25 protein-coding genes, 1 tRNA gene and 2 pseudogenes are annotated in these 25676 nt (G+C 64.2%); 13 read left to right on the top strand and 15 right to left on the bottom strand.

Features of this window, described 5'->3' with window-relative positions:
* Positions 1-295 precede the first annotated feature (295 nt).
* Both ACIPZ8_RS00250 and ACIPZ8_RS00245 read left to right on the top strand, forming a co-directional pair.
* The gene (locus ACIPZ8_RS00250) at positions 296-1186 is read left to right on the top strand and encodes a sensor histidine kinase (protein WP_400719035.1); all 891 of its coding nucleotides are present in this window, start codon (positions 296-298) and stop codon (positions 1184-1186) included.
* Positions 1183-1842, top strand: coding sequence for a response regulator (locus ACIPZ8_RS00245; RefSeq protein ID WP_400719033.1), 660 nt, complete (start codon positions 1183-1185; stop codon positions 1840-1842). Before ACIPZ8_RS00250 ends, ACIPZ8_RS00245 begins: the two co-directional genes overlap by 4 nt.
* Here ACIPZ8_RS00245 and yegS read toward each other — a convergent pair.
* The gene (yegS, locus tag ACIPZ8_RS00240; RefSeq protein WP_400719032.1) at positions 1826-2713 is read right to left on the bottom strand and encodes a lipid kinase YegS; all 888 of its coding nucleotides are present in this window, start codon (positions 2711-2713) and stop codon (positions 1826-1828) included. The genes ACIPZ8_RS00245 and yegS overlap by 17 nt on opposite strands.
* 307 nt (positions 2714-3020) lie before the next feature.
* Between yegS and ACIPZ8_RS00235 the strand changes: the two genes are divergently transcribed.
* Positions 3021-4475 carry a mannose-1-phosphate guanylyltransferase/mannose-6-phosphate isomerase gene (locus ACIPZ8_RS00235; RefSeq protein ID WP_400719031.1) on the top strand — a complete coding sequence of 485 codons (1455 nt, stop codon included), beginning with the start codon at positions 3021-3023 and terminating at the stop codon, positions 4473-4475.
* A gap of 51 nt (positions 4476-4526) precedes the next feature.
* The gene (locus ACIPZ8_RS00230) at positions 4527-5774 is read left to right on the top strand and encodes a glycosyltransferase family 4 protein (RefSeq protein WP_400719030.1); all 1248 of its coding nucleotides are present in this window, start codon (positions 4527-4529) and stop codon (positions 5772-5774) included.
* On the opposite strand, the gene glp is transcribed toward ACIPZ8_RS00230, so the two are convergent.
* Entirely contained in the window at positions 5763-6989 is a 1227-nt protein-coding gene (gene glp, locus ACIPZ8_RS00225; RefSeq protein ID WP_400719029.1) for a gephyrin-like molybdotransferase Glp, read from the bottom strand. The genes ACIPZ8_RS00230 and glp overlap by 12 nt on opposite strands.
* Positions 6973-7512: a molybdenum cofactor biosynthesis protein B gene (gene moaB, locus ACIPZ8_RS00220; protein WP_294341679.1), complete on the bottom strand. Its 540-nt coding sequence runs from the start codon at positions 7510-7512 to the stop codon at positions 6973-6975. The genes glp and moaB overlap by 17 nt, the downstream gene beginning before the upstream one ends.
* Before the next feature lie 168 nt (positions 7513-7680).
* Between moaB and ACIPZ8_RS00215 the strand changes: the two genes are divergently transcribed.
* Together ACIPZ8_RS00215 and ACIPZ8_RS00210 are read left to right on the top strand one after the other, a co-directional pair.
* Positions 7681-7902: a YgdI/YgdR family lipoprotein gene (locus tag ACIPZ8_RS00215; RefSeq protein WP_110631211.1), complete on the top strand. Its 222-nt coding sequence runs from the start codon at positions 7681-7683 to the stop codon at positions 7900-7902.
* A gap of 79 nt (positions 7903-7981) precedes the next feature.
* Positions 7982-8058 (top strand) — tRNA-Pro (locus ACIPZ8_RS00210).
* A 52-nt stretch (positions 8059-8110) separates the two neighbouring features.
* Here the strand turns inward: ACIPZ8_RS00210 and ACIPZ8_RS00205 are convergent.
* The 4 genes and pseudogenes from ACIPZ8_RS00205 to ACIPZ8_RS00190 all read right to left on the bottom strand — a co-directional run.
* Positions 8111-9031: pseudogene (locus ACIPZ8_RS00205) on the bottom strand (malate:quinone oxidoreductase); the annotation flags it as partial.
* Between the two features lie 69 nt (positions 9032-9100).
* Positions 9101-9868: a methyl-accepting chemotaxis protein gene (locus ACIPZ8_RS00200; RefSeq protein WP_400719714.1), complete on the bottom strand. Its 768-nt coding sequence runs from the start codon at positions 9866-9868 to the stop codon at positions 9101-9103.
* A 117-nt stretch (positions 9869-9985) separates the two neighbouring features.
* Positions 9986-10144, bottom strand: a pseudogene (locus ACIPZ8_RS00195) (HAMP domain-containing protein); the annotation flags it as partial.
* 762 nt (positions 10145-10906) lie between these two features.
* Positions 10907-12670: an ABC transporter transmembrane domain-containing protein gene (locus ACIPZ8_RS00190; protein ID WP_400719028.1), complete on the bottom strand. Its 1764-nt coding sequence runs from the start codon at positions 12668-12670 to the stop codon at positions 10907-10909.
* Between the two features lie 202 nt (positions 12671-12872).
* Between ACIPZ8_RS00190 and ACIPZ8_RS00185 the strand changes: the two genes are divergently transcribed.
* On the top strand, positions 12873-13046 hold the full coding sequence (locus ACIPZ8_RS00185) for a PA1571 family protein (RefSeq protein ID WP_400719027.1): 174 nt from the start codon (positions 12873-12875) through the stop codon (positions 13044-13046).
* 86 nt (positions 13047-13132) lie between these two features.
* On the opposite strand, the gene pdxB is transcribed toward ACIPZ8_RS00185, so the two are convergent.
* From pdxB to rlmM, 3 genes are all read right to left on the bottom strand, one after another.
* Positions 13133-14275 (bottom strand): 4-phosphoerythronate dehydrogenase PdxB, encoded by a 1143-nt coding sequence (pdxB, locus tag ACIPZ8_RS00180; RefSeq protein WP_400719026.1) that lies wholly within the window; start codon positions 14273-14275, stop codon positions 13133-13135.
* A 60-nt stretch (positions 14276-14335) separates the two neighbouring features.
* Positions 14336-14578, bottom strand: coding sequence for a sulfurtransferase TusA (gene tusA / locus ACIPZ8_RS00175; RefSeq protein ID WP_027919534.1), 243 nt, complete (start codon positions 14576-14578; stop codon positions 14336-14338).
* A 356-nt stretch (positions 14579-14934) separates the two neighbouring features.
* Positions 14935-15999, bottom strand: coding sequence for a 23S rRNA (cytidine(2498)-2'-O)-methyltransferase RlmM (gene rlmM / locus ACIPZ8_RS00170; RefSeq protein ID WP_400719025.1), 1065 nt, complete (start codon positions 15997-15999; stop codon positions 14935-14937).
* Between the two features lie 222 nt (positions 16000-16221).
* Here rlmM and acnA point away from each other — a divergent pair, with 222 nt between their 5' ends.
* Both acnA and ACIPZ8_RS00160 read left to right on the top strand, forming a co-directional pair.
* Positions 16222-18963 carry an aconitate hydratase AcnA gene (acnA, locus tag ACIPZ8_RS00165; protein WP_400719024.1) on the top strand — a complete coding sequence of 914 codons (2742 nt, stop codon included), beginning with the start codon at positions 16222-16224 and terminating at the stop codon, positions 18961-18963.
* 308 nt (positions 18964-19271) lie between these two features.
* Entirely contained in the window at positions 19272-20837 is a 1566-nt protein-coding gene (locus ACIPZ8_RS00160; protein WP_400719023.1) for a methyl-accepting chemotaxis protein, read from the top strand.
* A gap of 73 nt (positions 20838-20910) precedes the next feature.
* On the opposite strand, the gene ACIPZ8_RS00155 is transcribed toward ACIPZ8_RS00160, so the two are convergent.
* The 5 genes from ACIPZ8_RS00155 to ACIPZ8_RS00135 all read right to left on the bottom strand — a co-directional run bounded on the left by ACIPZ8_RS00155 (position 20911) and on the right by ACIPZ8_RS00135 (position 24290).
* Positions 20911-21795 carry a pseudouridine synthase gene (locus ACIPZ8_RS00155; protein WP_400719022.1) on the bottom strand — a complete coding sequence of 295 codons (885 nt, stop codon included), beginning with the start codon at positions 21793-21795 and terminating at the stop codon, positions 20911-20913.
* A 50-nt stretch (positions 21796-21845) separates the two neighbouring features.
* Entirely contained in the window at positions 21846-22154 is a 309-nt protein-coding gene (locus ACIPZ8_RS00150) for a transcriptional regulator (RefSeq protein WP_400719021.1), read from the bottom strand.
* 71 nt (positions 22155-22225) lie between these two features.
* Positions 22226-22657 (bottom strand): D-Ala-D-Ala carboxypeptidase family metallohydrolase, encoded by a 432-nt coding sequence (locus tag ACIPZ8_RS00145; protein WP_400719712.1) that lies wholly within the window; start codon positions 22655-22657, stop codon positions 22226-22228.
* 108 nt (positions 22658-22765) lie between these two features.
* Positions 22766-23005 carry a glutaredoxin family protein gene (locus ACIPZ8_RS00140; protein WP_159409487.1) on the bottom strand — a complete coding sequence of 80 codons (240 nt, stop codon included), beginning with the start codon at positions 23003-23005 and terminating at the stop codon, positions 22766-22768.
* Positions 23006-23081: 76 nt separating this feature from the next.
* Positions 23082-24290 carry an ammonium transporter gene (locus ACIPZ8_RS00135; RefSeq protein ID WP_400719020.1) on the bottom strand — a complete coding sequence of 403 codons (1209 nt, stop codon included), beginning with the start codon at positions 24288-24290 and terminating at the stop codon, positions 23082-23084.
* Here ACIPZ8_RS00135 and ACIPZ8_RS00130 point away from each other — a divergent pair.
* The 4 genes from ACIPZ8_RS00130 to ACIPZ8_RS00115 all read left to right on the top strand — a co-directional run bounded on the left by ACIPZ8_RS00130 (position 24232) and on the right by ACIPZ8_RS00115 (position 25636).
* Complete coding sequence (locus ACIPZ8_RS00130) at positions 24232-24462, top strand: hypothetical protein (protein WP_400719753.1); 231 nt, start codon at positions 24232-24234, stop codon at positions 24460-24462. The genes ACIPZ8_RS00135 and ACIPZ8_RS00130 overlap by 59 nt on opposite strands.
* 149 nt (positions 24463-24611) lie before the next feature.
* On the top strand, positions 24612-24926 hold the full coding sequence (locus ACIPZ8_RS00125; protein ID WP_016500773.1) for a YqjD family protein: 315 nt from the start codon (positions 24612-24614) through the stop codon (positions 24924-24926).
* Between the two features lie 9 nt (positions 24927-24935).
* Entirely contained in the window at positions 24936-25310 is a 375-nt protein-coding gene (locus tag ACIPZ8_RS00120; protein ID WP_400719018.1) for a phage holin family protein, read from the top strand.
* The gene (locus ACIPZ8_RS00115; RefSeq protein ID WP_060508091.1) at positions 25307-25636 is read left to right on the top strand and encodes a hypothetical protein; all 330 of its coding nucleotides are present in this window, start codon (positions 25307-25309) and stop codon (positions 25634-25636) included. Before ACIPZ8_RS00120 ends, ACIPZ8_RS00115 begins: the two co-directional genes overlap by 4 nt.
* Positions 25637-25676 lie beyond the last annotated feature (40 nt).

The raw sequence follows: 25676 nt of genomic DNA, 5'->3' as shown, positions 1-25676 counted from the left end.
GGTCTTCTGCAAGTTGAACTTGCGGCGGTCATCACCTGACTCAATAGTGGCACCTTGACACCAAACGACCTCGCCGAGCCCCTCTCCGGAGCCCGAAAATGCCGAGGTTTCATAGCATTGCCCAGTCGCGACCAAATTGCACCGAAGTGTTAAGATGCGCGCAAACAAATGCCGGCCGCGCCCTCACGTATCGCTTCGAGCCGCGCTCGTCATTTGTTGCAAGCACAACGCCAATGCCTCTGCCAAGAGCTGTGCACGGTCCCCCATCAGCAAGACTTCAGTGGCTTCTCATTTTATGTTCCCACGCTTGAAGATATCTCTGCGCCGCCGTTCACGCGCCACCTTGCTGCGCTGGGCGACGGCATTGCTGTGCGTGGTGTCCCTGCTTGCCAACCTGGCCCTGTTTGCCGGCGGGCACGGCATGCCTGCCAGTCTGCTGCTCCTGCAGCTGGTGGCCACGTTTGGCGTCTGCTGGCACCTGAGCCACGGTGCCAAGTCGATCAGTCTGCGCCCGGCCGAGTTGGCCGGGCGCATGCTCAAGGTCCAGGAAAGCGAGCGCCAGCACTTGAGCCGCGAACTGCACGACGACATCGGCCAGTTGCTCACCGCCGCCAAGATGCAGCTGGAATGGTTGCAACGCCGCGTACCGAACGACTTGCAGGTGCACTGTGGCAGCTTGCGCAGCACCCTCGAAGACACCCTGAGCAAGGTGCGCGACGTTTCCGCCATCCTCAACCCGCGGCAACTGGCCAGCCTTGGCCTCGAGGCCAGCCTGCGGGCGCACCTGGTGCGCACCCTGGAAAGCACCGACGTGCACTGGAGCCTGGAATGCCATCAGCGCCTGGGCGGTATCTCCGAAGAGGTCGCCATGGCGGCGTTTCGCATCACCCAGGAGGCAGTCACCAACATGCTGCGCCATGCCCGGGCTCGCAACCTGACCATCCGCCTGCAGCGCAGCGCCGCAGGGCTTGCCCTGTCAATCCAGGACGATGGCCAGGGCTTCCTCCCTGCCGCCAATCCGGCCGAGGCCGGCCAGCGCGGCATGGCCGGCATGCAGGAGCGCGCAACCGCCCTCAACGGCAGCCTGGCGATCACCAGCCAGCTCGGCCTGGGCACGACGATCGACGTGCTGTTCCCGTGGCCACCCCGTACCCATGAACGCGCCAGGACTACCGCTTCATCATGACCTGTAGATTGCTGCTGGTGGATGACCACTCACTGATTCGCGCCGGGGTCCGTGCCCTGGTATCCGACATCCCCGGTTATACCGTGGTCGGCGAAGCCGACGACGGCGATCAGTTGCTCGAGCAGGTTCGGCAGCTGGCACCCGATATCGTCCTGCTGGACATTTCCATGCGCTCGACCAGCGGCCTCGATGCTCTCACCCAGCTGCGCGCCACTGGCAACTCCTGCAAGGTGCTGATCCTGTCCATGCATACCGACCCGGACCTGATCATGCGGGCGCTCGAAAGCGGCGCCCACGGTTACCTGCTCAAGGATGCCACGGCGACCGAGCTTGAGCAGGCCCTGGTTGCCCTGCGCCATGGCGAGCGCTACCTCAGCCCGGCCATCGCCCACACGGTGATCAACCAGGCACTCATGCGTGCGCAGCACGGCAAGCAGCCTGGCGTCGACCGCCACAACCTCACCGCACGGCAACTGGAGATCCTGCGCCTGATCGTGCGCGGCAAGTCCACCCGCGAGATCGCCGCCGGCCTGGGCCTGTCGATCAAGACCGTGGAAACCCACCGCTCGCAGATCATGAAACGCTTGCAGATCTACGATGTCGCCGGCCTGGTCCTGTTCGCCGTGCGCGAGAAGATCATCAGCCTGGACGACTGATCAGCGCCGAGTTAGGCGGCAAGTGCAGGCGCAACGCCCCCGGCACCGCCGCAAAGCGCAAGCTGTCGGCCTGCAGGGGCTCGCCATCGAGGTTGATGTCCAGCCCCTGCGAACAGGTGATCTCGACCCACGGCAAGCGCGCCCGCACGAACAACCCCTCACCCGCCAGCAAATCACGCAGTGCGCCCACCATTTCCTGGGGTGCCGGGAGGATGGCGATATCGAGCAGGCCATCATCGACGTGCGCCTCCGGGCACAACACTTGCCCGCCGCCGGCCTGGCGACCATTGCCGATCCCCAGCGCCAGCAGGTCGCCCTGCCAGTCGAACCCCGGCCCTGACAACTCGACCGAGGCGGCCTGCAGCTCGCTGAAGCGCGACAGCCCGGTGAACAGGTAGGCCGCGGCGCCGAGCATCTTCTTCAGGTCTTCAGAGGTGCTGGCGGTAACCTGGCTGCCGAAACCGCCTGTGGCCATGTTCAGGAACAATTGGTCACCCACCTGGCCCAGGTCGATCGGCCGTGGCGGTAGTTCCAGCAATGCCAGGGCCTCGGCAGATTCCAGTGAAATACCGGCGGCCCTGGCGAAGTCGTTGGCTGTCCCCAGCGGCAGCAGCGCCAGGCTGGCTTCGCTGCGCGCCTGGCCCATGGCCTCGGCGACGTCTCGCAAGGTACCGTCACCACCGCCAGCGATCACATGGCTGTACCCGGCCGCCAACGCTTCGCCAACCAGCCGCCGGGCATCACCGCCTTCCCAGGTCACCCGCACATCCAGCGTCCAGCCACGCTCGCGCATGGCGCACACCGCCTGGCGTACCGCTTCGTTCATAGCCTGCTTGCCATGCAGGATCAAGATTGCCTTGCGCTCTGGCATCACGTGTCTCCGTGGCATTTGTTCGGTCCAGATCTCGACCACAAACAGGGCCAAAATGCTGCACGGCGCAGGCAAATCTGCTCTAGATCGCACATTGACCGAGATCACAGCCGAGCAAAAAACAGTCACATTCACATAAATATCATTGAAAGCTTTTCTCATCGGGCGCATGATCGACAAATATTTGGCCTTCATGGACGAAGCTTTAGTGAAAAGTCGGTTTTTTGACTTTTCCGCCAAAACCGTGACAGGTCGCGAAGTTCCCCTTCACTGCGCTGTAACCAGCGCCATGAGTCGAGGCTGTGAAATGAGCGTTCTGATCCCCTGCATCATCGCCGGCGGTGCCGGCACCCGCCTGTGGCCGGTTTCTCGCGAAGCCATGCCCAAACCCTTCATGCGCTTGCCCGATGGCCAGAGCCTGCTGCAGAAAACCTTCATCCGCGCTGCGGCGCTACCGGGCGTCGAGCGGATACTGACGGTGACCAACCGCGAAGTGTTCTTCCGCACCCAGGACGAATACCGCCAGGTCAACCCCGACAACCTGGCCCTCGACTACCTGCTGGAAACCAGCGGTCGCAACACCGCGCCGGCGATCGCTGCAGCCGCACTGCACTGTGCCAGGCATTACGGCCACGACAGCGTGCTGCTGGTGTTGCCGGCCGACCACCTGATCCAGGACGCCGAAGCCTTCGCCAACGCCGTCGAGCACGCCCGGCAACTGGCCAACGATGGCTGGCTGGCCACCTTCGGCCTGCTGCCCAGTCGCGCCGAAACCGGCTTCGGTTACATCGAACAAGGCAAGGCAATCGGCAAGCATGCGCATCAGGTCAGCTGCTTCGTGGAAAAGCCCGATGCCCTCACCGCCCGCGACTACCTCGAAGGCGGCCGCCACCTGTGGAATGCCGGCATGTTCTGCCTGCGTGCAGGCAGCGTACTCGCCGAGCTGCAGGCACATGCCCCGGAACTGCTGGCCTGCGTGACCTGCTGCCTGGAGCAGAGCGCGACCAAGGAGGGCGACAAGGCACTGCAGGTGGAACTGGACCCGGACAGCTTTGCCCTGGCCGAGGACATCTCCATCGACTACGCCTTGATGGAGCGCTCCGACAAGGTTGCCGTGGTGCCTTGCGAACTGGGCTGGAGCGATATCGGCAGCTGGGAGGCGGTGCGCGAACTGCGCCACACCGACGACGACGGCAACCACTGCAACGGTGAAGCCGTGCTGCACGACGTGACCAACTGCTACATCGACTCACCAAAGCGCCTGGTCGGCGCCGTCGGCCTGGACAACCTGATCGTCATCGACACCCCCGATGCCTTGCTGATCGCCGACGCCGCGCGCAGCCAGGAGGTCAAAGTGATTGCCCAGCAGCTCAAGCATCAGGGCCATGAAGCCTACCGTCTGCACCGCACCGTCATCCGCCCCTGGGGCATGTACACCGTGCTCGAGGAAGGCCCGCGCTTCAAGATCAAGCGGATCATGGTGCGCCCTGGCGAATCGCTGTCGCTGCAGATGCACCATCACCGCAGCGAGCACTGGATCATCGTCAGCGGCATGGCCTGCGTGACCAACGGCGAAGAAGAGTTCCTGCTCGACACCAACGAGTCGACCTTCATCAAACCCGGCCGCACGCACCGCCTGACCAACCCCGGCGTCATCGACCTGGTGATGATCGAAGTCCAGAGCGGCGAGTACCTGGGCGAAGACGACATCGTGCGCTTTACTGATATCTACGGACGCGTCCCGGCAGCAGCCATCGGTTGAGGGCTGGCGGACGCGTTTTTTGTCCGCAGCCTTCAGCGAGGTTTCCGGTTCATGCGCATTCTCTGGACTCTGCCTTACCTGCCCTGGCCCACCACCAGTGGCAGCAAGACCCGGCAATACCACCTGCTGCGCGCCCTCGCGCAGCAGGGCCACCGGATCACCTTGCTGGTCCAGTCGAAAATTCCCTTGTGCGATGTCGCCCGTGAAGCCCTCGAACCCTTGCTCGAACGCTTGATCGTACTGCCTCGGCGCCCACTGCACAGCCCGCTCAACCTGCTCGCCTCGCCCATCATCGATTACCCGATGCGGGCCATCATCAACGGCCTGGCCCCTGGCTTGCGGCACCAGTTCGAGCAGTTGCTGGACGAGCCCTGGGACGTCATCCAGATCGAGCACAGCTACAGCTTCCAGCCATTCGAAAAAGCACTGCAGGCACGCGAACTGCCCTACGTGCTCTGCGAACACAACCTGGAGTCGGTAACCGGCGCCGCCTGCCATGACCGCCTGCCGCTGTGGCTACGCCCGCTCAACGCCTTCGACCGTTGGCGCTATCGACGCTGGGAGCAGCGCGTGCTGCGCCAGCCCACCGAAGTGGTGGCGGTGAGCCCGCATGATGCCGAGCTGATCAGCCAGGTCAGCGGCCGCCCGGTCAATGTGGTGGTCAACGGCGTCGATTGCGATTACTACCAGAACGTCCATCCAGCCCTGCACAGCCAGCGCCTGCTGTTCGTGGGCAATTTCGAGTACGCCGCCAATGTCGAGGCCATCGAATGGGCCCTGGAAGAAATCCTGCCCCAGGTGTGGATGAGCAATCCGGCGGTACGCCTGGCCATCGCCGGGCATGCCCTGCCGATCAGCTGGAAACTGCGCTGGAACGACCCGCGCATCGAGTGGGTCGGCTATCGCCCTGACCTGCGCGAACTGCAACGCCGTTCCGCGCTGTTCTTTGCACCCTTGCGCTATGCCGGTGGCTCCAAGGTGAAGATCCTCGAAGCCATGGCCGCCGGGCTGCCGGTGATCAGTACCGGCAAAGGCGTATCAGGCCTGGCCGCCAACAACGGCGAGCATTACCTGGGCAGTGACGACGGTGACCAGCTGGCGCTGCTGGTCACGCAACTGCTCAACCAGCCGTGGCGCATGTGCCAATTGAGCGAGGCCGGCCGCCAGTTTGCCCGCAATCGCCACGACTGGAGCGTGGCCGCCCAGCAACTGGAAACGGTGCACATGCGCCTCACCCAGTCGGCGCCGGCCGACGCCACCCAGGGCGGTGGCGCCTGGCTCGGTCGCTCAGCCGAGTAGTTCGCTCAGCGGTATGAACGGCACGCTGTCGCCCGGCTTCGGCGTGCTGCCTTCACGCACTTCCACCAGCCCCTCGGCCCAGGCCGCGCTGCGCAGCACGCCGGAGCTCTGGTTCTTGTAGATGCGCACCTGGCCATTGTCGATGCGCGCGCGCAGGTACTCGCGGCGGGTGCCTGCCTTGGTCCATTCGAACCCGGCCGGGACATCGAAGCGTAGCGGCGTGACATCGGCCACGCCCTGGCGGCGCAGCAGGTAGGGCCGCGTCAACAGGCCGAACGTCACCAAGGTCGACGCCGGGTTGCCGGGCAGGCCGATCACCGGCACACCGCGGTAATGCCCGAAGGTCAGCGGCTTGCCAGGCTTGATCGCCAGCTTCCACAGCGCCAGTTCGCCAGCCTCCCGCAGTGCGGCACCGAGGTAGTCGGCCTCGCCCACGGAAACGCCACCGGTGGACAGGATCAGGTCGACATCGCCCAGGCCACCCAGGCACTCGCGGGTACGTTCCAGGTCATCAGGGAGAATGCCCATGTCGCGCACTTCGCAACCCAGCCGCTGCAGCCAGCTGACCAGCAAGCGCCGGTTGCTGTTGTAGATCTGCCCCGGGCCCAGTGGCAGGCCAGGCTCGACCAGCTCATCGCCGGTGGACAGCACCGCCACCCGCACCCGCCGCACCACCTGCAACTGCCCATGGCCAAGGGTCGCCGCCAGGCCCAGCTCGATAGGCCCGAGCCGCGTACCAGCCACCATCACCTGCTCGCCCTTGCGGGTTTCCTGGCCCTGCGGGCGCACGTTCTGCTCACGCGTCAGCGCTTCGAGGAAGCGCACCCGGCCATCCTCCAGCACCTCGGTGTTTTCCTGCATCTCGACGCAGTCGGCACCTGCCGGCATCGGCGCACCGGTAAAGATCCGTGCGCAGGTGCCGGGCTGCAGGGGCTCGGGAGCATGCCCGGCGAAGATCCGCTGACTGACCGGCAAAGGCTCGCCCTGCAGGTCATCCAGGCGCAAGGCGTAACCGTCCATGGCGCTGTTCGGCCACGGCGGCAGGTCGAGCGTGGCCACCAGCTCGACGGCCAGCACGCGGCCTTCGCCCTCGGCCAGCGAGACGCTTTCGGTTTCCGTGATTGGCGCGGCCTCGGCCAGCGCCAGCAGGCGCTCCAGGGCTTCTTCCACCGGCATCAGTGGCCGGACAGCAGGTGCCTCAGCCACGGCTGTCACAGGCCGCTACCTGCTTCAGGTGGGCGACGAAATTGCACGGCCGATGGCGGGCATCCAGCTGTTCGGCGAGGATGCCGTCCCAGCCGGTGCGCACGGCATTGGTCGAGCCCGGCAGGCAGCACACCAGGGTGCCGTTGGCCAGGCCGGCCAGGGCACGGGATTGCACGGTGGAAGTGCCGATATCGGCCACGGAAATCTGCCGGAACAGTTCGCCGAAGCCCTCGACCTGCTTGTCCAGCAGGCAGGCGACCGCCTCCGGCGTGCTGTCACGGCCGGTAAAGCCGGTACCACCGGTGATCAGCACCACCTGCACGCTGTCGTCGGCAATCCAGGTGGCGACCTGGGCGCGGATCTTGTACAGGTCGTCCTTGAGCAGCACACGCGCAGCCAGTGTGTGGCCAGCAGCGGTGAGGCGGTCGACGAAGGTCTGCCCGGAGGTGTCGGTTTCAAAGGTGCGGGTGTCGCTGACCGTGAGCACGGCAATGTTCAGCGCCACGAAGGGGGTATCTGCCTTGGCTTTCATGGGTATCCTTCGCAGGGAAAGGGGATGGGCGCAGTTATATCACAGGCGGCCATGCAGGCAGTCACAGGTCAATGACCCAGGCGTGCCGCTATGCTGGAATGTAAAAGGAACTTGCGTGGACGCCCTGCGTCATAAAGTCATCTTGCACCATCGCACTGGAGAAACACGATGATTCAACGGACCCTTCCCGCCTTCCTGCTTGCCCTGGGCCTTGGCGCCCTCGCCGGCTGCGCATCGCCGACCGTGATCACCCTGAACGACGGCCGCGAAATCCAGGCAGTGGATACCCCCTCCTATGACGAGGACTCCGGTTTCTACGAATTCGAACAGCTCGACGGCAAGCGCACGCGCCTGAACAAGGACCAGATCCGCACCGTCAAGGAGCTCTGACCCGGGTGTTCTGGTGGGCAAGCCCTTCCAGCAACAAGGGCTTGCCGCCGAAAATGCTATGCAGTAGGATTTTGTTCATCGGAGTGTAGCGCAGCCAGGTAGCGCGTCTCGTTCGGGACGAGAAGGCCGCAGGTTCGAATCCTGTCTCTCCGACCAGAATCCTCATCAAAAATCCCGCCTTGCGCGGGCTTTTTGTTGCCTCGCGAAATTACTCGACCGCGGTCACCTGCTCTGCCTGTACCGGCACATGCAGCAACTGCAGACGCGAGCTGCTCCACTCGCGGGTGCGGTTGGTCAGTTCGATGTCATTGTTCAGCTTCTGCCCGTAGCTCGGCACGATCTGCTTCAGGCGCGCCTGCCACTCCGGCGTCTTGACGCGGTCCTTGAAGGTCTTCTCCAGCACCGTCAGCATGATCGGCGCAGCCGTCGAGGCGCCCGGCGAAGCCCCCAGCAGCGCGGCAATGCTGCCATCCTGTGCGGCCACCACTTCGGTACCGAACTGCAGGATGCCACCGAGCACCGGGTCCTTCTTGATCACCTGCACGCGCTGGCCAGCCTGCAGCAGCTTCCAGTCCTCGTTACTGGCATTGGGGAAGTACTCGCGCAGGGCCTGCATGCGGTCGTCGAAGCTGAGCATCAGCTGGCCCATCAGGTAGGTGCTGAGGTCGAAGTTATCGATCCCGGCGTTCACCATCGGCAGGATGTTGTGGCTAGTCAGCGCGGCGAACATATCCAGCAACGATCCGTGCTTGAGGTACTTGGTGGAGAAGGTCGCGAACGGGCCGAACAGCAGCACTTCCTGGCCATCGATCACGCGCGTGTCCAGGTGCGGTACCGACATCGGTGGCGCCCCGACCGAAGCCTTGCCATACAGCTTGGCCTTGTGCCGGGCGACGATGTCCGGGTTGTCGGTCATCAGGAACTGGCCACCGACCGGGAAGGGCTTGACGTTGGGGACTGCCTTGCTGATGTCGATGCTGCCGTCCTTGCCTTCGCGGGTGTAGTTCAGCTCGCAGAATGCCGAATGGCCGGTACCGGCGTTGTTCCAGGCGCTGGAGCTCTCCTCGGCGACCTGGTCCATGCGCTCGTAGACGCCGACCTTCCAGTTCGGCTCCAGCTCGGTGAGGTAAGGGATCGCGTATTGCTGTGGGAGCGGCCTTGTGTCGCGAAAGGGCCGCACAGCGGCCCCGGCAATCCATCAGGCGGTCAGCCGCGAGGTGACTTCACCCAACTGCCCCGACAACCCATGCAGACGCTGCCCCGCCTGCTCGGTGTGCTTCACCGCCGCCTGGTTGGCGGTGGCAATCCGGGTGATTTCGATCAGGTTGCGGGAAATGTCTTCAGCCACGCTGGTCTGCTCTTCGGCCGCTGTGGCGATCTGCCGGTTCATGTCGCGAATCGCCTCCACCGCCAGGGTGATGCGCTGCAGCATCTGCCCGGCCTGCTGCACCTGCTCGGCGCCCTCCTCGCTGCGCTGCTGGCCGCTCTCGATGGCCTTGACCGCTTCCACCGCCCCCGACTGCACGGCTTCGATGATCTGGTGAATCTCGGCGATCGATGCTGCCGTGCGCTGAGCCAGGCTGCGCACCTCATCGGCGACCACGGCAAAGCCACGCCCGGCCTCGCCCGCACGGGCCGCCTCGATGGCGGCATTGAGCGCCAGCAGGTTGGTCTGTTCGGCAATGCCACGAATCACTTCCAGCACCTTGCCGATGCGGGAGCTGTCATTTTCCAGATCGCGAATCACCGCAGCAGTGCCGGCGATTTCGCGGTTGACCACGCCAATGATGTCGATGGTCTGCTGCATCACCTGCTCGCCCGCCTGGGCACTGTGGTCGGCATCATCGGCGGCACGTGCGGCCTCGGCGGCGTGGCGGGCCACCTCCTGGGCGGTGGCGGACATCTCGTGCATGGCCGTGGCCACCTGATCGGTGCGCTGGAACTGGTCGTGGGTGCCACGGGCCATGTCACCGGCAATGTTGCGCAACTGGCCACTGGCGCCTTCCAGTTCCTGGGCGTTGTCCTTGAGGCGGCCAACGGTCTCGGCCAGGAAGTCGCGCAGGGTATTGGCAGCACGCGCCAGACGGCCCAGTTCGTCCTCGCGACGGCTGTCCACGCGGGCGGCGAAGTGCCCTTGGCTGAGTTGCGCCACGTATTCGATCAGTTGGCGGATCGGCTCGATCAGGCTGCGGTTGAGCAGCCACAGGCTGAGCAGGCCGACCAGCAATGCCGACACCAGCATCACCAGCACGCCCAGCCACACGGTGCGTTCGGCACCGGCATTGATCTCGGCGGCACGGCCGCGGGCGTCGGCGCGCAATTGCTCGACCAGTGCGCTCATCTGCTCGCTGGCCGCCCGGTCCACGCCCTTCACCGCCTGGTCGCCGGCCACCGGATCGCCACCTGCGGCCAGAAATGCCTGACGCCCGTGCTCGTAGGCCTGGCCGAGCTGGCGGTGGCTGTCTCGCAATTGCTGCAGCGGTGCCTTGAGCGTGGCGTCGCTGCTGTCGATCAGTTGCCCGAGCAGTTGTTGAACCTGCTGCTCACGGGCCTGGAACTGCTGCCAGTACTTGTCCAGCTCGGCCGGCTGGCGGCCACGCAGCAGCACGTTCTTCCATTCCTGCACCTGGATCTTGAACTGCAGGTTGGCTTCATCGATCAATTGCGAAGCCCGCAGCGGCCCGTCCACCAATTCGCCATAGCCACGCACGCTGGAGGACAGGAACTGAAAGCACACCAGGGCGATCAGCAACATCGCCGCCAGGCTGCCGCCTAGCAGGGTAAGAAATTGCACTCGGAGTGATTTACGCAACATCGCGGATCTCGGGAACAAGGATTAAGAAAACGGCGCGCCGTTGCAGCGCCGCGACAGACATCCTTGTCCTCGTTCGCAGGCCAAAAAAAAGCTGCCATCGATCGATAGCAGCCAGGTCGAGCACTTACGCAACAGTTGAAATCAATACTCTCAGGCAATTGCTACAGAAATGTTACAACTGCACGATGCCTAGCCTGTGGTGAACTGCAGCTCGGCCAGACGAGCGTATAGCGGGCTTTCCTCGATCAGCTGCCGGTGCGTACCGACCGCGACCACACGCCCCTTGTCGATCACCGCGATGCGGTCGGCGTGCTGTACCGTGGCCAGGCGGTGCGCGATGACCAGCGTGGTACGCCCGGCCATCAGGCTCGGCAGGGCCTGCTGGATCAGGTGCTCGCTCTGCGCATCGAGGGCGCTGGTGGCTTCGTCGAGCAGCAGGATCGGCGCATCCACCAGCAGCGCCCGGGCGATTGCCAGGCGTTGCTTCTGGCCACCGGAAAGGCCAATGCCCCCCTCGCCCAGTGGCGTCTGGTAACCCTGTGGCAACTGCCGGATGAATTCGTCGGCGTGGGCGCCGTGGGCTGCCGCCTCGACCTCGGCCAGGGTCGCCTCGGGCCGACCGTAGCGGATGTTGGCCTCGACGGTGCCGCGGAAGAGTGAAGGGTTCTGCGCCACCAAAGCGAATTGGCGGCGCAGGTCGTCTGGCTCCAGCGCCGTGATCGGCAGGCCGTCGAGCAGGATGCGCCCCTGTTGCGGATCGTAGAAGCGCAAGAGCAGGTCGAACAAGGTCGACTTGCCCGCCCCCGAAGGCCCCACCAGCGCCACGGTCTGGCCTGGCTCGATGATCAGGCTGAGGTGGTCGATGGCGGCCACCGAGGGCCGCGAGGGATAGGCGAAGGTCAGCTGCTGCAGTTCGATGCTTCCACTGGCACGCTGCTGCGCCAGCGTCACGGGGGCCTCTGGCGCCAGGATCGTGCTGCTCGCCGCCAGCAGTTCGGCGATGCGCTCGGCGGCCCCGGCGGCGCGCTGCAACTCACCGATCACTTCACTCAGGGTGCCAAAGGCGCTGCCGACGATCAGGCTGTAGAACACGAACGCTGCCAGCTCCCCTGCGGAAATGCGCCCGGCGATCACATCCATGCCCCCCACCCACAGCATGACGCCAACCGCGCCCAGCACCAGCACGATCACCAGGGTGATCAGCCAGGCGCGCTGGGCGATACGTTGCCGGGCCACGGCAAATGCAGCCTCCACCGTACCGGCGAACAACTCGCGGTCACGTGCCTGGTGGTTGTAGGCCTGCACGGTCTTGATCTGCCCCAGGGTCTCGGCCACATAGCTGCCGACATCGGCCACCCGGTCCTGGCTCTGCCGCGACAGGCTGCGCACCCGCCGGCCAAACAGCAGGATCGGCGCCAACACCAGCGGCAATGCCACCACCACGATGCTGGTGAGCTTGGGATTGGTGATGAACAGCAGCACCACGCCACCGATCACCATCAGCGCATTGCGCAGGAACATCGACAACGACGAACCGATCACCGATTGCAGCAAGGTTGTGTCGGCGGTCAGCCGTGACTGGATCTCGGAACTGCGGTTGTCCTCGAAAAAGCCCGGGTGCAAGCCCACCAGGTGATCGAAGACCGCGCGGCGGATGTCGGCAACGCAGCGCTCGCCGATCCACGACACCAGGTAGAAGCGGCTGAACGTGCCTGCCGCCAGGGCCAGCACCAGTACCAGGAACAGGCCGATGGTCTGGTTCAACTGGTGCGCTGAGCGGGTCATGAAACCCTGGTCGACCAGCAGGCGGATACCCTGGCCCATGGACAGGGTGATGCCGGCAGTGACGACCAGAGCCAGCAACGCCAGCAGTGCCTGGCGACGGTAGGGACGCATGAACTGCCAGGCCAGGCGCAGGGCACGGCGTTGGCGAGAAGAAGCCGAATCGGGCATGACGTGAACCAGGAAAACAGGAAGGTTGAAGACTACCATTCATCCACGCTGGGAATGCCTATAACCCATCGTTCTAACAGGCCTCTGGAGCTTTGCCGCGCTTTCTGATGGACTGTGAAGGCCTTGGTGCCCGATAACTTTTGTAACAGGCCAGTCATGGCGCAGGTTTAACCTGAGCCTGAACCTGATGAGGAGATATTCAATGAGCTTGCAACATGGCAGCGACTCCGTGAAATCGCAGAACAAACCGCAGCCCAAGGCCTGTGGTTCGATCATCGACGCCCAGGGCCGCGAGATCGAGATCACCGAGCAGATGATCCAGAAGGCCTGCAAGGACCTGGAAGACAGCCGCGTGAAGAAAGTACGTCAGGGCTGAAGTACGAATGCGTTGAAACCCGGCTATATGCCGGGTTTTTTGTTTTTACCTGCCCCGCGAAGAGGCCGGTACAGGTTACACAGCAATCAGGCCAGCACGCCGCCCAGGGCACTGACCATCTGCGCCAACTGCGGCGCCTCGCCCCGCACGCGCACCGCCAACCCTTCGATCTCCCGCCGCGGCGGATACTGCTTGCGCAACTGGTCGAACGCCGCCCGCTGCTCGGCCACATCGTCACTCAGGCTACGACGGAAATCGGCATCATCACGCCGTGGGTCATACACTGCCCGGCACAGCGTCGCCAGGGCCCAGGCAGGCTCGACAGCGCCGTCCAGCTCGATTTGCGCCAGCGGCGGCGGTGGCAGCAGGTCGGCCAGCTGCACTTCTTCGGCTTTAGCCAGGTAGCGGCACAAGGCCTGGTAGATCTGCGCCGTGCCACGCTGGCGGCCATCCAGGCTGTAGCCGGCAATGTGCGGCGTGGCCAGGGTGCACAGGTCTGCCAGTTGCAGGTCGACCTGCGGCTCGCCTTCCCAGACATCGAGCACCGCGTGCACATCTTCGCGATCCAGCAGCAGCTCGCGTAGCGCCGCGTTATCCACCACCGGCCCGCGGCTGGCGTTGATCAGCCAGGCGCCGGGGCGCAGCTGCGCCAGTTGCGCTGCACCGAGCAAATGCCAGGTCGGATGCTCACCGCCCCGTTGCAGCGGGGTGTGCAGGCTGATCACGTCGCATTGTTCAAGGATCGTCGCCAGGTTGACGAAGTCGCCGCCCTCGGCGGCCTGGCGCAGCGGGTCGCAGACCAGCACCTTCCAGCCCAGGCCGTGCAGCACACGCACCAGGCGGCCACCGACTTCGCCGGCCCCCACCACACCGTAGGTGCGTTTTGCCAGTGCCACGCCATCCAGGTCGGCCAGGGTCAGCAGGCTGCCCAGCACGTAATCGACCACGCCACGGGCATTGCAACCCGGCGCGCTGCTCCAGTGGATGCCGGCTTCGGCGAAGTAGTCCAGGTCCAGGTGGTCGGTGCCGATGGTGCAGGTGCCGACAAAGCGCACCTTGCTGCCTTGAAGCAGTTGCCGGTCGACCTTGGTCACCGAGCGCACCAGCAGCACATCGGCGTCCTTGACGCTGGCGGCGTCGAGGCTGCGGCCGGGATAACGGCGGATCTCGCCGAAGCCTTCAAAGAAGGCATCGAGCAGCGGGATATTCTCGTCGGCAACTATCAGCATGGCGCTCTCCTGTCTGGGGAGCGCAGTGTAGGCGCTACGCGAGGTGTGTTCCAGCGCGGTTCAGTCAGCTTTCTTGCGGATCCAGTACAGGTAGGTACCGGCTTCTTCCTGCTGCTGCAGCAATTCGTGGCCGAGGAAGTTGCAGAACTTGGGGATGTCACGGCGGGTCGACGGGTCGGTAGCGATAACCTTGAGCAGGCCGCCAGCGGCCAGGTTACGCACGTGCTGGTGCAGCATCATCACCGGTTCCGGGCAGTTCAGGCCGGTGGCGTCGAGGATGGCATCGGGGGTGAAATCAGTCATGGGGGGCTCCGCAAATGATCGCTATTGTGGCGCATCCGCTCGTGTCGACCAAGAGGTGGGACGCTGGTGCATGCCTTGAGTGGTGCGTGTGCGTTGAGATCGAGCGCCGCCCGCGCGGCGCATCGCAGGCAAGCCTGCTCCTACATATGTTTCGGGCCAATTATTCCAGAGACAATGGCGCGCGGCCCCTTGTCTGTACGACGCGATGGCATGCCATACGCCAAGGGTCCGCGCGCGAATGGCACAGGCCTGACTGGCCCGAGACAGATGTAGGAGCAGGCTTGCCTGCGATGCGCCGCGCGGGCGGCGCTCGATCTCAACGCACACACACCACTCAAGGCATGCACCTGGCAACCTCAACGCGGTTTCAAATCAAGCCTACGCAGGTGGCAAGTCACTTCCTCACGGTCGTGATACAGCTGCTTGCAAGCAATTGACACCTTGACCTTGCGCGCCTTGAACGTCGCCTCCATACGGTCCAGCAACCGACGCACCTCGGCATAGCGCTGCTTCATCGGCAACTTCAGGTTGACCACCGCTTCACGGCACAAGCCCTCACCCAGCCAGGTCTCGATCAGCGAGGTGGTCCGCGCCGGTTTCTCGACGATGTCACAGACCATCCAGTCCACCGGCTGCTTCGGCTGCCAGGTGAAACCGTCCGCCATCAGGTGTTCTACCAGTCCCGTCTCCATCAGGCTCTCGGCCATCGGCCCATTGTCGATGGCCGTGACCAGCATGCCACGGCGTACCAGCTGGTAGGTCCAGCCGCCTGGCGAAGCGCCCAGGTCGACACCCTTCATGTCGTCGCCAAGGCGCTGCTCCCACTGCTCACGCGGGATGAACTGGTGCCAGGCCTCCTCCAGCTTGAGGGTCGAACGGCTAGGCGCCTCACGCGGGAACTTCAAGCGCGGGATACCCATCGGCCACAGCGCGCTGTTGTTCGCCTCGGCCACACCAACGAATACCCGGCGGCCGCTGATGAACGTCAGCAGCAGGCGCGGCAGGCTGGTGTTGTCGACCAGGCGGCCAGCCTTTTCCAGGGCCTTGCGCAGCGGCACTTCGAACTTGCGGCAGAAGGTCGACAGCTCCTTGCCTTCGTTGCTGTCCAGCACTTCCAGCCACAGGCTGCCGAACACCGGGTATTCGGCCAGATGCGCCAGCAGCACGCTGATGCGGTCGGTTTCCGGCAGCTCGATATACGTGCCTCGCGCCCACTGGCGCGGGAAGATCAATTGCGCGAAGCGCAGCTGGGCCATCAGCCGTGCGGCGCCTTCGGCCTCGGCACAGACGAACTCGGCACAAGCGCTCTGCGGCTTGCCCTTGGCATAACCGGCCACACCCAGCTGGGCGGCATGTTCGCTGATCTCGGCGCAGACCTCACCCTCGAAACCGGGCCGGCAATGCATGAACAGGGTATTCATCTCTCACTCCACTACGGCTGGCGCACCACGGGCGCCGGCAGGGCGGCGATGATAAAGGAAGATCGGAACCTGCGACATGCCCCGCCGGTCCAGAAAAGAGTCAGGGGCACCAAACAGAGCTAACCTGACCATTCAGCCAGGTCCGTGCCGTGCGGGCCGAAACAGCGCGGTGGCACCGGCCACGACCCGCCGTGCCGGGCCCCGCCGCACAAGGAGTTGGCAATGCCCTCGCTCGATAGCCTGAACACCCTCAAGACCCTCCAGGTGGCTGACCGCACCTATCACTATTACAGCCTTGCCGAAGCCGGCCAGCAGCTTGGCGACCTGCAGCGCCTGCCCATGTCGCTCAAGGTGCTGCTGGAAAACCTGCTGCGCTGGGAAGACGGCGAGACCGTCACCACCGATGACCTGCGCGCCCTCGCCGGCTGGCTGCAGGAACGCCGCTCCGACCGCGAAATCCAGTATCGCCCGGCGCGGGTGCTGATGCAGGACTTCACCGGCGTACCGGCGGTGGTCGACCTGGCCGCCATGCGCGCCGCCATGGCCAAGGCCGGCGGCGACCCGCATCGGATCAACCCGCTGTCGCCGGTGGACCTGGTCATCGACCACTCGGTAATGGTCGACCGCTACGCCACGCCACAGGCCTTCACCCAGAACGTCGACATCGAAATGCAGCGCAATGGCGAGCGCTATGCCTTCCTGCGCTGGGGCCAGAGTGCATTTGACAACTTCCGCGTGGTACCACCGGGCACCGGCATCTGCCACCAGGTCAACCTGGAATACCTAGGGCGCACGGTATGGACCCGCGAGGCCGATGGCCGCACCTATGCCTTCCCCGACACCCTGGTCGGCACCGACTCGCACACCACCATGATCAACGGCCTAGGCGTGCTTGGCTGGGGCGTGGGCGGCATCGAAGCAGAAGCGGCCATGCTCGGCCAGCCGGTGTCGATGCTGATCCCCGAAGTGATCGGCTTCAAGCTCACCGGCAAGCTGCGCGAAGGCATCACCGCCACCGACCTGGTGCTGACCGTGACGCAAATGCTGCGCAAGAAAGGTGTCGTGGGCAAATTTGTCGAGTTCTACGGCGACGGCCTGGCCGACCTGCCGTTGGCCGACCGCGCGACCATCGCCAACATGGCACCCGAGTACGGCGCCACCTGCGGGTTCTTCCCGGCCGACGAGGTCACCCTCGACTACCTGCGCCTGTCCGGCCGCCCAAGCGAAACGGTGCAACTGGTCGAACAGTATTGCAAGGCCCAGGGCCTGTGGCGCCTGCCTGGCCAGGAGCCGCTGTTCAGCGACACGCTGGCCCTGGACATGCAGGACGTCGAGGCCAGCCTGGCCGGGCCCAAGCGGCCACAGGACCGAGTCGCCCTGGGCCAGGTCCGCCAGGCCTTCGACCACTTCATCGAACTGCAGCCCAAGCCGCTGGCCAAGGAGGTCGGCCGCCTGGAGAGTGAAGGCGGTGGCGGCGTGGCGGTCGGCAACGCCGATCAGGCCGGCGAAATCGACTACAGCCATGACGGGCAGACCTACACCCTGCGCGACGGCGCCGTGGTGATCGCGGCGATTACCTCGTGCACCAACACCTCCAACCCCAGCGTGATGATGGCGGCCGGCCTGGTCGCGAAGAAGGCCCTGGAAAAAGGCCTGCAGCGCAAACCCTGGGTCAAGAGTTCGCTGGCCCCCGGCTCCAAGGTGGTGACCGATTACTACAAGGCCGCAGGACTTACCCCTTACCTCGACCAACTTGGCTTCGACCTGGTCGGCTATGGCTGCACCACCTGCATCGGCAACTCCGGGCCACTGGACGATGCCATCGAAAAAGCCATCGGCAGTGCCGACCTCACGGTCGCCTCGGTCCTCTCGGGCAACCGCAACTTCGAAGGCCGCGTGCACCCGCTGGTCAAGACCAACTGGCTGGCCTCGCCACCGCTGGTGGTGGCCTACGCGCTGGCCGGCAGCGTGCGTGTCGACCTGACCCAGGATGCACTGGGTACCGGCAAGGACGGCCAGCCGGTATACCTGCGCGACATCTGGCCAAGCCAGCAGGAAATCGCCGACGCCGTGGCCAAGGTCGACACGGCCATGTTCCATAAGGAATACGCCGAAGTCTTCGCCGGCGATGCGCAATGGCAGGCCATCGAGGTACCGCAGGCGGCGACCTATGTGTGGCAGGACGACTCCACCTACATCCAGCACCCACCGTTCTTCGATGACATCGGCGGGCCGCTGCCCGAGATCAAGGACATTCAGGGTGCACGCATCCTTGCCTTGCTGGGCGACTCGGTGACCACCGACCACATCTCCCCGGCCGGCAACATCAAGGCCGACAGCCCGGCCGGGCGCTACCTGCGCAGCAAGGGCGTGGAGCCACGGGATTTCAACTCTTACGGCTCGCGGCGCGGCAACCACGAGGTGATGATGCGTGGCACCTTCGCCAATATCCGCATCCGCAACGAGATGCTGGCGGGCGAGGAAGGTGGCAACACGGTGCATGTGCCCAGCGGCGAGAAGCTGTCGATCTATGACGCCGCCATGCGTTACCAGGCCGAAGGCACACCGCTGGTGGTGATCGCCGGCCAGGAATATGGCACCGGCTCGAGCCGCGACTGGGCGGCCAAAGGCACCAACCTGCTGGGGGTCAAGGCAGTGCTGGCGGAGAGTTTCGAGCGCATTCACCGCTCCAACCTGGTGGGCATGGGCGTGCTGCCACTGCAGTTCAGGGCCGGGCAGGATCGCAAGCAACTGGGGCTGACCGGCAAGGAGCAGATCGACCTGCTGGGCCTCAGTGGCGCGCAGATCAGACCCGGCATGAGCCTGCCGCTGCGGATCACCCGCGAAGATGGGCAACAGCAGCAGATCGAAGTGCTCTGCCGGATCGATACCCTTAACGAGGTGGAATACTTCAAGTCAGGAGGGATTCTGCACTATGTGCTGCGGCAGATGATTCGCAACTGACCTCCTGAACCGTTTAGTGCCCTGTTGCCTCCAGCGCCGCGCCTGCGGCGCTGGAGGCGCATGCCCACAAGAAAAGTCTGCCATTTGCCAGTAGCACTTTGATGGCCGGTCGGTCATCATTGGCCCGAACTGTCAGCTATCGGTCATGAACTCGGGCAAACAAGCCACCTTCTCAGCGCTGGACGGCGATTGCCTTTAACGCAATCGCGATGATGGCCAATTGCCTCAGATCAAGTAATTTAAATATCCATTCAACAAAACCAGTGGCTTGCCGATACCTGTCGAAAGCCTTACGGACTATTCAGCTCATGCGCAACAACCAGCCGATTACCCAGAGGGAACGGACTTTCCCTGCCCAACAACGGTTGATCTCCACCACCAACGCCAAGGGTGTGATCACCTACTGCAACGATGCGTTTGTCGAGATCAGCGGTTTCACCCGCGAAGAGCTGATTGGCGCACCCCACAACCTGGTGCGCCACCCCGATGTGCCGACTGCGGTGTTCGCCCACATGTGGCAAACCCTCAAGCAAGGCTTGCCGTGGATGGGCATCGTCAAGAACCGTTGCAAATCCGGCGACCACTACTGGGTCAACGCCTACGTCACACCGATTTTCGAGAACAACCAGGTCGTCGGTTTCGAGTCGGTGCGCGTAAAACCGACCGCCGAGCAGATCCGCCGTGCCGAGGCCCTGTACCAGCGCATCAACGATGGCAAGACTGCCATCCCGCGCCGTGATCGCTGGCTGCCGGTGCTGCAGGACTGGCTGCCGTTCATCCTGATCAGCCAGGTCGGCTTCCTGATTGGCAACTGGCTCGGCCACTCGTGGGGCTTCGCACTGGCCGCCGGCCTGTCGGTACCGCTCGGCCTGCTCGGCCTGAGCTGGCAGCAACGCGGCCTGAAACGCCTGCTGCGCCTGGCCGAACAAACCACCTCCGACCCGCTGATCGCGCAGATGTACACCGACAGCCGTGGTGTACAGGCACGCCTGGAGATGGCCATGCTGAGCCAGGATGCGCGCATGAAGACTTGCCTGACCCGCCTGCAGGACAGCGCCGAGCACCTCAGCGACCAGGCCCGCCAGTCCGATGCCTTGGCGCACAAGAGCTCCTCGGGCCTGGAGCGGCAACGCGTGGAAACCGAGCAGGTTGCCGCCGCCGTCAACCAGATGGCCGCCACCACACAGGAAGTGGCCAACCACGTGCAACGCACCGCTGACGCCACCCAGGAAGCCAACCGCCTGACCAGCCAAGGCCGGCAGATCGCCGGGGAAACCCGTGAGGCCATCGAGCGCCTGTCGACCGCCGTGGGCGAAACCGGCCAGACCGTGACCCAACTGGCCAAGGACAGTGACGAGATCGGTGGCGTGGTCGATGTGATCAAGGGCATCGCCGACCAGACCAACCTGCTGGCGCTCAACGCCGCCATCGAAGCGGCCCGTGCTGGCGAGATGGGCCGTGGTTTCGCCGTGGTCGCCGATGAAGTACGCCAGCTGGCCCAGCGCACCGCCGAATCGACCGGGCAGATCCACGGCCTGATCGCCAAGCTGCAACAGACGGCCAACAACGCCGTGCTGACCATGGAAACCGGCCACCGCCAGGCCCAGGAAGGCGTCGACCGTGTCATGCAGGCCGATCAGGCACTGGTCGGGATCAGCGAAGCAGTGGCCAATATCACTGACATGGCGACCCAGATTGCCGCCGCCACCGAAGAGCAGACTGCAGTGGCCGACGAGATCAGCCGCAACATCAGCACCATCGCCCAGCTGGCCGACCAGACAGCCGAGCAGGCGCAACACTCGGCGCTGCTCAGCGAAGAGTTGACCAGCACTGCCGGCAGTCAGTATTCGCTGGTGGAGCGGTTCAACCGCTAAAGGCCACTGCCTGCGCGGTTACTGTAGGAGCGGCCTTGCCGGGCCGCGCCTACACAGATCGCGCACAGGCGCCTCACCAGTCTAGTGTCAGCCGGCTCTCGAAGTAGCGCTCTTCGCCGGTCAACGGATCGGCAAATCGCAAGCTCTGCGCCAGCAGCTTCAAAGGCCGCTGATAGTCGTCCTGTTCCTTGAGCAACTCGGGATAGAACGGGTCATTGCAGATCCCCGCCCCCAACGCCGCCATGTGCACACGCAACTGATGCGTCTTGCCCGTTATCGGCGACAGCCCGTAGCGCCACAACTCGCCATGCTTCTCCAGCACTTCGGCAAAGGTCTCGCTGTTGGCCTCCCCTGCCACTTCATGCATGCGGAAGAACGGCTCGCCATGCACCAGGCGACTCTTGTGCACCAGGGGGAACGCATGCTGCGGCAAGGCACCCGCGATGGCCTGATAGCGCTTGTCGATCCGCCGCTCCGGGAACAACCGCTGATACGCGCTGCGCGTCTGCGGATTGGCGGAGAACAGCACCAGCCCGGCAGTGTGCCGGTCGATGCGATGCAACGGCACCAGGTGCGGGTTGTCCAGGCGCCGGATCAGACGGCGCAACAGGGTATGCTCGACGTACTCACCGGTTGGCGTCACCGGCAGGAAATGCGGCTTGTCGGCCACCACCACGTGCTCATCCACGTGCAGGATGGTTTCCTGCACCGGAATCGGTCGCTCGTTAGGCACCTCGCGAAAATAGTGAAGGCGCATGCCGCGACGGTAAGGCAAGTCGGCAGCAATTGCCCTGCCCTCGGCATCGAGCACCCGGCCGCGGGCGAAGCGGTCAAGCCACTGCGCGCGCTCGATGGCCTTGAAATGGTCGCACAGGCAATCGAGTACCGTCGCCCAGTTGCCGGGTGGCAGGCAGACCGTGCTGGCTTGCTGGTGGGCGGGGTCGAAAGGCGTGGTCATGGCAGGGCTCGAGCAATCAAAGCCGAACATTATCCCCCAAGCCCGGCGCCTCAACCAGCCTCGACCATCCCCTCGCTATGCGCCTTCAACCAGCGCAATACCTGCACGGGCTCCCAGCGCCCGGGATCGTAGAGCGCATAGACCAGGCCCTGGTAACCCACGACATCCAGCCCCCGGTGGTAACCGGCACGCTGGAACAAGGCCTCGATCTCGGCAAAACACGTGTTGAAATGCACCTTGCCGAACGGCGTGCGGTCATCGGTGACCAGGCCTTCGAGGCGCAATTCCAGTACAGCGTCGCACACCCGCTCTACCGGCATGCGGTTGACGCTGTACTTGAGTTGCTCGACGTTGAGCATGGGCCCACCCCTATACTGTATTTATATACAGCATACGAAGAGCGGCACCGCTGCGTCAATCGGCTCGAACGTCACTGCAAGCCTGGCAGGTAGCCGGTACCCTTGCGAATCGTCAGCACCTCGCGGCGCGGTGCGGCGGTTGACACCGACAGGTGAACCCAGCGGTCGAACTCCAGGATCAACTGGTCGAACGCCACATCACTCTCGCTTATCTGCTTGACCACTTCCCGGTTGTCGACGCCGATCACCGTGAAATCCGCAGCCAGGCCTTTCACGTGCTGGCTGCCTCGCGCCCCGCCGACGCGCGCATTGACCGCTGCGCTGCGGTATCCGCTGCTGACGATGACGGGGCACCCGAACAACACCCGGACCTGCTCGAGCGTTTGGCAAAGCAGGCGCAGATTACTCAGGACTTCAGGCGTAGGGGTGTTGTCCAACCCTTCTCTCGCGGCCATTTGCGAAGCAATCAGTTCTTCCAAGGTAAAATGTGGCGTGATCTGCATGGCGGGGCTCTCGATGAAGATGCAAAAGTACCGATGACCATTCAACGGTTCGTCATCTTCATTTCTGGCCTGCAGTCCATGCACGAGGGCAAGCATTCACTCTGCCCGTCACTGGGCGAGGAAGGCCACGACCTGTTCGGCATCGAATGGCCAGTGCAGCTCTGCCGACGTATCGCTGCGCCGCAACACCGGAATGATCAATCCGTACCGCTCGAACAACGCCTGGTCATCGGCGATGTCGACCAACTCGATCAGCAAGCCGTGTTCAACAAAGGGCATCAGCACGGCTTCGGCCACTTCGCACAAGTGGCACCCGACGGTACCGAAGAGTTGGCATTCAGGCAGCATGGAGGGCGAGACCCGATTTGGCTGTAGGAAGAGACTTATTCTAAGTCTGTCCTGCCCCCTCTGCACCTGACCCCGCTCAATCCTGGCTGGTGGCACCGATCCGGTGCAGCGACAGGTCTGCGCCCTGGAACTCCTGCTCATGGCTCAAACGCAGGCCATGCAGCTGGCGAATCAGGCCGTACACGGCAAAACCACCGCTCAGCGCGACCAGCACGCCCGCCAGGCTGCCCAACAGCTGGCTGATCAGACTGACCCCGCCCATACCACCCAGCACCGTCTGACCAAACACACCGCAGGCAATGCCTCCCCACAGGCCGCACAAGCCGTGCAGCGGCCAGACCCCGAGCACATCGTCGATCTTCCAGCGGTTCTGCGCGGCCGTGAAACTCCAGACGAACAGCACCCCCGCCACCAGACCGGTGACCAGCGCACCGATGGGGTGCATGAGGTCAGAGCCGGCACAGATCGCCACCAGGCCCGCCAGCGGCCCATTGTGCAGGAAGCCCGGGTCATTGCGCCCGGCCAGCAAGGCCGCAAGGGTGCCGCCGACCATCGCCATCAGCGAGTTGATCGCCACCAGGCCACTGACGCCCTGCAAGGTCTGGGCACTCATCACGTTGAAGCCGAACCAGCCGATGATCAGGATCCACGAGCCCAGCGCCAGGAACGGAATGCTCGACGGTGCGAAGGCGACCAGCCGGCCGTCGCGATAACGCCCGCGCCGCGCACCCAGCAACAGCACCGCCGCCAGCGCCAGCCAGCCGCCCATGGCATGCACCACCACCGAGCCGGCAAAATCATGGAACGGCGCACCAAAACGGGCCTGCAGCCAGGCCTGCACACCCAAGTTGCCATTCCACACCACACCCTCGAAGAAGGGGTAGATGAACGCCACGATCAGTGCCGTGGCGCACAGCTGCGGCGCGAAGCGCGCACGTTCGGCGATGCCCCCCGAGATGATCGCGGGAATCGCCGCGGCGAAGGTCAGCAGGAAGAAGCACTTGACCAGCGCATAGCCGTGGTCGGCAGCCAGTTGCGACGCTGGCTGCAGGAAATTCACGCCGTAGGCGATCCAGTAGCCGATGAAGAAATACACCAGCGCGGAGATGGCGAAATCGCTGAGGATCTTCGACAGCGCGTTGACCTGGTTCTTGTGGCGCACGGTGCCCACTTCGAGAAAGGCGAAGCCGGCGTGCATGGCGAGCACCAGAATGGCGCCCATGAGGATGAACAAGGTGTTGGAACCGTGGACCAAAGAGTCCATCGCGCTGTGCATGTTTTCCATGAAAGTGGCAGACCTGCTGAAAAAAGCACCAGGACAGTTCAAGAACCTGCATCCCTGCACCGAATCGGTGCCAGCTTTTGCCCTGTTTTGCCTGACCGGGCGCAGCCTGCGTGGTTTTTTCTTGGGTTTGTCGTGGATTGGGTTAAGGTTTATCGGTATTCGCCAGGGTTGACGCCCTGGTTCGGCGCACCGCCCCGGGTTACGCCCCGCGTTGTGGCAAATTTCATTAGCAAGGCCCATACCAGCGCCGCCAGTGAACCTTCCACGCAACCGGTCACTCGAATGACCTACACACCTGCACACCTGCATAGGGAGAGCCCCATGGCCAGCAAATCGGCAAAGACTGCACAAGAGATATTGATGGCTGACTTCCAAGCCCTGGTCCGCGATACCGAGAGGCTGCTGGCCGATACCGCCAACCTGGCGGGCGACCAGGCCGACGAGCTGCGTGAGCAGATCCACGACCGCCTGACCCAGGCCCGCGAAACCTTGCAACTGACTCAGGACTCTGTGCGTGAGCGCGGCCAGGCAGCCCTCGGCAGCGCCGAACAGTACGTCCAGGAAAACCCCTGGCAGGCCATTGGCATTGCAGCAGGCGTGGGCCTGTTGATCGGCCTGCTGGCCAATCGGCGCTGAGGAGCCCCCATGGAGAATGACAGCATGGGCACCAGCGCCTCGGGCAAACGCCTGGGTGCGGCGCTGCTGGGGCTGCTGCACAGCCATATCGAACTGTTCGGCATCGAACTGCAGGAACAGAAAGCACGCACCCTGAGCCTGCTGCTGTTCGCCGGCCTGGCACTGGTGTTCGCGCTGCTGTTGCTGACGGCCTTGTCCGGCTTGCTGCTGGTGCTGCTGTGGGACAGCTATCGCCTGGCTGGCATCATTGGCCTGTGCATCTTCTATGGTGTTGCGGCACTGTATTGCGGCCTGCGCCTGAAGGCCGCGGTGTTCGATGAGTCGTCCCCCTTTGGTGCGACCCTCGACGAACTGGCCAAGGACCGGGAGCGCCTGTTGCCATGAACCTGCCTGAACTACCGAATACCCGTAATCCACGGGAGCTGCGCAAGGCGCTGCTGCGCCTGCGCATGGAAATGCACCGCCAGGAGATTCGCCATGAGTCCGGGCAGTTGCTGCAACCCTTGCAACGCCTGCGCGGCATGGGCAGCTCGCTGCATGACGGGCTGGGTATCAAGCATGCGCCGTTGTGGGGCATCGGCGCCGTCGTGGCACTGGGTTTTCTGACCGGCAAAGGGGTACGCAGCGGTAACCTGAGTCGCCTGGTCCGGCTGGGTACCAGCCTGTTGCCGCTGGTGCGCCTGTACCTGCAAGGCAACCGGCGCCCTTGAACGCCTTCCGGCCCTGATCCCTCAGGGCCGGTCTCGATCT

Source organism: Pseudomonas sp. NPDC089422, from assembly GCF_044749405.1.
GTDB lineage: Bacteria > Pseudomonadota > Gammaproteobacteria > Pseudomonadales > Pseudomonadaceae > Aquipseudomonas.
The sequence above is the reverse complement of the archived record's forward strand: the minus strand, read 5'-3'. Positions and strand labels throughout refer to the sequence as shown.